A 6,526-nucleotide genomic window follows, 5' to 3' on the forward strand; every position below is an offset into this window, starting at 1 on the left:
CGTCGGCCTGCCCGCCACGACCTGAACCAGGGCAACCACCGGGCCCCACCACACCCCGACACGCCTCCAGACGATCACAAGCTCATTAACGTGACAGCACCATCCCACGCCCGCCCGTTAACGTGACAGCGCCCCCGCCACGCCCGTAACACCATGGAGCAGGCAACCAGATAGTTTCGGCTCAATAGATATCCGCCGTCGCAAAGAAGTCTCTACCGAACCGCCCAGTCGTCAGGTGGCTGCCATCGGGGCGTCCTCGAACAGGGCGTTCAGCCGGCGGAGGTAAGCCTCTTCCTCGTCATCGCCTCCGGAGGCGATGACGAGGAGGCAACCTCCGTTGCCGGGGACAACGGGCATCGACATGAGGATGCCCTTGCGCCGTTTGGGATCGTAGGCGAGACCTGCATCGTTAATGGCATCGAGGAAGGCTTCGGTTGTTGGCGTGTTCCACGCCAACGGATGGTACAGCTGCCGCAGCAGGTAGTCCTCGTCTGTGGGCAAGTCGATGACCTGGTCGGCAATGACACTGTAGAGGTGAGTGGACGTCGTGGTCCGGGCGTTGACCTCGGTAAAGACAATCTCACCATCCGTAGTGGCAACGGCGTCCGCGCACAGGTGGCCGCGGTACCCCAGAGCGTGGTACGAGCGGGCCAGTGCTTCTGCCCCCAAGACCAAGGCGCGGCGTTGCAGATCAGGTAGGCCATGCGCCGGTACGGTCTCCCGGGGTGCCACCAGACCCTCCGTGAAGGACAGACAGCCGACTCCGCCGAGCTCCACACCTGCATCCCGCACTAGGAACTCTGCATAGTACGTGGCCACAGTGCTGAGTAGTGCTTCGACGACGACCGGGTATTTGCCGTCGACTGACGCCCAGGCCCAGCGTTCCTTCCAGTACCGGGTCACGGCGTCTGCCTCGGCGGCGAGGCGGTACATATGCTGGGCGCCAACGTTGGTGGGGGCTTCAACACCGGACGACAGAACCATCTCGTTGCCGGCACCCATTCCGTTGTGCGCCTTCTTCACCATCACGCTGTGTCCTTGGGCCAGCAGCCAAAGCATAGCCTGCACGGCATCATAGGGGCTCCGGCACACCGTACCGGGCGCGCTGGCAATTTCGGCTGCGGCGGCGAGAATCCTGAACGTGGCCTTGCTGTTGGCCATCTCGCTGCCGCCTTGAGCGAAAAAGTCTGCTCCGGGTAGACGGTCGCGCATCCCGAGGCGGGCGGCGAACTCGCTCAGTTGGGCTGAGGGGAAGAGGCTAAAGATTTCAGAGACATTCTTGAGATCCTTGGCCACCGAGGCGACGAATTCGGGGGCCAGCATCGCGTATGGGTCAAGTTTCCGCGCCTCGTACCGTCCCGGAGGGCAGATGTGAACTCTCACCTTGGACATGTCGATACCTTTGACCCTGCCGACGTGCTGAACGAAGGCCTGATCTGGCGCGTCCGAAAGGATGATGACGTCCCCCTCCTGCGCGAACCAAAACACGCGCTGGGCCCAAGCACGCGGATCCTTACTCATCCAGAGTATTTCGTCGATGTCATTTGCTACTAGGAGCCTCACTCTTTCCTCACCCTCTTCTATGGAATTCTGACAGCTGCGAACTCCGCGGCATTCGCCTTCCGTTCTCCTTGGGAATGAATAACTCGTTTGCGGGTATGTTCAGCTATCCTCTTTAGGATGCGCTTCGGATGAGTAATGCATGAATGATAAATGGCCTCTTCGCCGCGCTGCCAGAGTTTTGGTGGTCCGACGTGTCAGGTCAGTGGCTGGTAGTCCAGGTGAGGGAAGTAGTCTTCCCGGGTGCCTTCGCGGCGTACGTCCCAGGTCGCGCAGTGCAGGGACCCCCCATACTCGAAGACACTGCGGAAAGGGACCGAGAAGACCTCAAAACCCAGCTTGCTTAGCAGATCCTGCAGCGGCTTCTCCTGCTCCTCGCAGATCACTTTTGAAGGGGAAATGCTGAGCACGTTCATCGACAGCCACTTGGATGACTGGCAGTACGGCGGCATCTCATTGTTCGGTGTGGTGGGTTGTGGAGCGTCGACCAGTTCCCAGTCGTTGCCGAGAAACATCTTCTCCTCTCCGTCGCGTAGGGGCCGCTCTGGGTTGGTGAGAATCAGGCCGGGGCGAAGCGGAACGAACGTGCAATCGATATGGGAGGGGAAGAAGTCCAGAGGGAAGTGCACTGGGTGGACTCTGAAGCCGCGAGGTTCCAGGTGCCGTTTGAGCCAGAAAATTCCCGCTCGATTTGTGGTCATCGACTCCTGTACAAGTATGTCGCGCCCGAGCCGGCTCATGTCGGCGGCGTCAAACACTACCTCATCTTGGGTGATGCAGAATTCGAATGAGTGCATCCGCTCGTGGCGCTTCTCCAGAGGCCATTCCCAGAACTCGTCGAGATACATACTGTCGGACATGGACGGCTTGGGAGCAGTGGTCCATAGCACTCGGGGGTCGGCGTTCCAGTACTCATAAACAAGTTTGCGGTAGGGTTGGTACTCAAAATAGCGGGCTCTACGTGACATGGTGGCTTCGATGATTTCGTTGCCGATTGTGATCATCACATCGCGTGGGCAGACCGCACAGTATTGGTTGTCGACCTCGAAGCCCGGGGTCCGCAGCGGTGCGGCAAAGTCATACGCTTGCGGGCGGCGGACTGAGACGTCCTGGGACTCGAGAAGGGCTGCCAGTCCGGCGAGTTCCTCGTTGGCGCGCTCCACAGCCTCTGCAGACTTGAGGCCGGTGGGGAACAGTATATCGGACGAGGCATTGCGGACTTGTGGGCGATTGCCCGGTTCGGTCGGTTCGAAGCAAGCATTCTCCGCCGAGCCGACAACTACTTCTTGCAAGGTGTCCCACTCGTTCCACGAGTTCACGACATCCGACTGAAGCTGCATATTCCTACCGCCTATGGGCGCTGAGAGTGATCACGGTGTGCTGTTGGGTTCTGTGCCGGGTCGCTTGGCTTGCCAAGGTGAGGGGGCTTGCTGGCAGACGCCGGACAGAAGACGAGGTCAGCGGAAGCAGTGCCATGATCGCGAAGAGGATCCCGCCAAGAACTTCGACGCGCGAGGCGCCAGCGCCAGCTGCTAGAGGACCCACCGTTGCTTGTCCAACGGGAACGGCGACGAACGCGCCGAGGTTGTCGAGCGCATAGACCCGAGACAAGGCATTGCCAGGCACATGCGACTGCAGTGAAGTGTCCCAAGCCATGCCCAACGCTCCTACCCCAAGACCGGCAAGGAAAGTTGAAAATAGGCTCGGATTGGAGCAGCTACTCCGACAGACCTTGCGGGCGAGATGGAAAAGCCGCTGCGACCGACGCGCATGGGGCTCGCATGGCAGTGGTGGTCAGACCGCCAATGCGGGTTGTGGCCATTTCCGGACTCTGTAAGGGAGCCACCATTTGCGATCACCAGATGTGAATACGAGGTTTTCGGCCGCCAGTTGATCGACGATATCTTCGTCGAGGTCATTGACATCGGCACAGTACTCAAGCGCTGCGATGGTTTCTATAAAGAGCGGGTCATCTATGGTATACCGCCGAAGGTCGCCAAAGCGGCGATCTCGGACCTCCACAAAGCCTATACCTCGCCGATAGATACATCGGCATAGAAAGAATTCAGCGCGCCACGTCTCCACAATAACCGATTCATTAGTGGAACCAACGATTTGCCCAGGGGGAACGAGGTGGCCAAGCATAGGCCAGAGGGAGGCATCTTCTCGTGTTAGCGCTGTCCATTCGACCAAAATTCCCCAGGCAGTCAAATCACGCAGAAGGCACGTCTGGAGAGCACCATGGGGACTCTCAGGATCGATTGGATTCAAGAATTTCACCAGCCGAGCGCCGCGCCGGTACAGGTTTTCAGCTACGGCTGACAAGTCATCGTACGAGATGAGATGGTTTCCTAGGGCCATGCCCGGTGCCGCGTTGACAGCCTGGTCTATGTCACGATAAGCGGCTACGGCAAAGCCGTCTCCGCGTACGGTGGAGAGATTCGTCAAAACTTTCCCTACAGTTTGAGAGCAACGTGTACGACGACGCTACCAAATGTCCCTCACTGATAATGTTCAGCGGGTCAATCCGCAAACCTACAGTCGATGCGAGCAAGCTGCTGATTCTCACCTTTGGTTGCAAGCTGCACGAAGTAGTCGTTTTCTTCGAAGATCAATCCCAACGAATGCCAGTGACGAAGCAGATCAGTGACTGTCTCCTCGTCAACGGAAATCCCACTACCCGCGATTTTACCGACAAGTGACTCAACGGTACGTGGTTCGTCGAGAAGTCGGAAGGCAGCGAGTTCCATCTCATCTGTGATTACAATAACGGACCAGTCAAATGCTGGACGCTCGCTTGAGAGAATTACTGATTCTCCCAGATCGTATTGCACCAGCCGACTGGCTTTGTAGACGCTCTGCCAAACTGACAGCGCTTCCTCTAGCCGTGCCACAACCGAACCATCGATCCCACGGTGCGGGGCATCGAAGATATATGCAAAGGCGTATAGTTCCTCTTCTGGCAGGTCGTACGTCATTGCGTATTGACCGTCGGGTCGCAGTTCCGAAAACCCTAGCTCAGGTCGATTAAAATAGGGACTGAAACGCTCGATTGCAATTCGCGCCGAGCTTTCAGGCGGACTCAGGTGATGGAGCGCAGGCAGCTGGTGCATTACACCGACGTAATCGGACTCTGCCTCCCCCGGAAAACCGTATAGATAATTCCAAAGGACGGTCATGCCCAAGGATTCCCCATCCCTTAGCATGCGAACATTTCGGCAGCCAGATACCCCCTTGTCCATGATCTCCAGCACTCGACTGTTCAGGCTTTCGATGCCTGGCTGAACACCCAAAATTCCCGCTTTAGTCAGTGCTTCAAGCTGCTGGAAGCGCATATTCGATTTAATCTCGACCTGCATCCGAAGGTCGATGCCCGATTCTGCAATTCTCGGCACTAGGGAAGATACGTATTTCATGTCGAGTATATTGTCCACCAGGAAGAGGTCGAGCACTTTATGGCGCTCCACCAAATCTCTAATCTCTTGATGGAATACTTCGGGGCTCTTACTGCGGAAGTCCATGAAAGAGCCGTTCAAGCCGCAGAAAGTACAGTGATGCTTCTCGCCCCACCAGCACCCGCGCGCCCCTTCTATGACTAGACGTGGTTCCACCCAGTCATGCGCAGTAGAGACTTCCAGTCGCTCGAAGTACCCATCGTAGTCGGGAGAGACGATCCTTGCCGCTGGCAAAGGGCTTCGACTCATCGCGTTGGCCGTGCTGCCGTTATTGGAATCCCTCCAGCACAATCCCGGAATCGATTCCTTGCCTTGCCCGGATTGAAGGCTTTGAATCAGAGCGGGAAACGCTACTTCCCCCTCTCCACGGACAACGTAGTCAACAAAATTGAAGTTTCGATGTAGCGCGGCACCCTGTTCCCCGTCGCAGTTTGCTCCGCCGAAGATGATCGCAGTTTCGGGTGCGAGTTCCTTGATGTGTCGAGCGGCGGAAAGTGATGCGGCGTTCTGTTGGAAGGTTGAGGTGAAACCGACCACATCTGCTTTGAGTGAAACGATGCGCTCAGCCATCCACGCTACGAAATTAGGTGCCAGGCGATGGAGGTTTAGGGTGGTGTTCAGATGCTCTGAGCTCATGGAATGCTCGTGTCGCTCGGTAAATTCGCGCACCCGCCATAGGGGATCCTTATATAGGGCCGACGAAAATACCCAGTCACCGCATCCCAGAAAGTACGAGGATAGCGAATAGTAGTGATAGTCGGCCAGGTCAAATTCGGTGGCCTCTGTCACCCAGTCGACAAAATCGAGGTTCGCATGCAGTACCGTGACGTCCACATCGGGAAGTCTCTGGTTGACGGACTTTTTGAGAATTCCAAGAGATATTGAAGGGACATCGATGGACGCCCAGGGCATATTGATGAGAAGTACCCGCATCCAGCTTCCTTGATAGATAATAAAATGCTGCGGCTCGAGAGATCCCGAGCCGCAGCATTAAGGCTTAACGATCAATCATGATCCATGCGGTAGCACGGTGCTCGCGGTCCAGGGGGTTGTTCCGCACGACCTTCTTATGCATTCTGTTCACCTCCTGCCTTGCATATTGAGCCTCAAGGCACCTCTCTAAGAATCTAAGACAGCAAGAGAGATGAAGGCAAGGAAGAGCTATTATTGTTACATGTTCCATTGTTGGCAATCGCGCCGTGATTATATGAGTAATCAATGCTTAACCTCGATTCTTCGGTGGGGTTTGGTCGTTGTGTGGCCCGGTGGTTCGCCCGTAATGTCCCTCGCTGTGTGAGGGTGGGCCGTCGCGTGTCGCTGCGGGGTGCGCCGGGTTCCACGGGCCCGGAGGCTGCCGGCCTTCCTCCTCTCGGTGTGTGTTGGGGCAAAGGCTGGTTGTCAGGTGGCGGCGGTCAGCCTGAGTTCCACAGTTAGTGGTGCCGACTAGGGCACGAAAATGCGGGTTGATCTGCGGAAATGCCTGTGAGCACGCTGAGGTGGCGTGTCACTAG

At 57.1% G+C, this 6,526-nt stretch carries 4 protein-coding genes; all 4 read right to left on the reverse strand.

Annotated elements, in window-relative coordinates; translation table 11 throughout:
• Positions 1–231: 231 nt before the first annotated feature.
• The 4 genes from ABZT03_RS42460 to ABZT03_RS42475 all read right to left on the reverse strand — a co-directional run bounded on the left by ABZT03_RS42460 (position 232) and on the right by ABZT03_RS42475 (position 5,948).
• Positions 232–1,521, reverse strand: a complete 1,290-nt coding sequence (locus ABZT03_RS42460; RefSeq protein ID WP_356049448.1) for a hypothetical protein — start codon at positions 1,519–1,521, stop codon at positions 232–234.
• 236 nt (positions 1,522–1,757) lie between these two features.
• Positions 1,758–2,900 (reverse strand): glycine amidinotransferase, encoded by a 1,143-nt coding sequence (locus tag ABZT03_RS42465; protein ID WP_356049450.1) that lies wholly within the window; start codon positions 2,898–2,900, stop codon positions 1,758–1,760.
• Between the two features lie 454 nt (positions 2,901–3,354).
• A complete protein-coding gene (locus ABZT03_RS42470) occupies positions 3,355–3,921 on the reverse strand; it encodes a DUF5825 family protein (RefSeq protein WP_356049452.1) in 567 nt (188 codons plus the stop codon).
• Positions 3,922–4,082: 161 nt separating this feature from the next.
• Complete coding sequence (locus tag ABZT03_RS42475) at positions 4,083–5,948, reverse strand: RiPP maturation radical SAM C-methyltransferase (RefSeq protein WP_356049451.1); 1,866 nt, start codon at positions 5,946–5,948, stop codon at positions 4,083–4,085.
• Positions 5,949–6,526 lie beyond the last annotated feature (578 nt).

Origin of the sequence: Streptomyces sp. NPDC005574, assembly GCF_040605435.1 — a bacterium.
Taxonomy (GTDB): domain Bacteria; phylum Actinomycetota; class Actinomycetes; order Streptomycetales; family Streptomycetaceae; genus Streptomyces.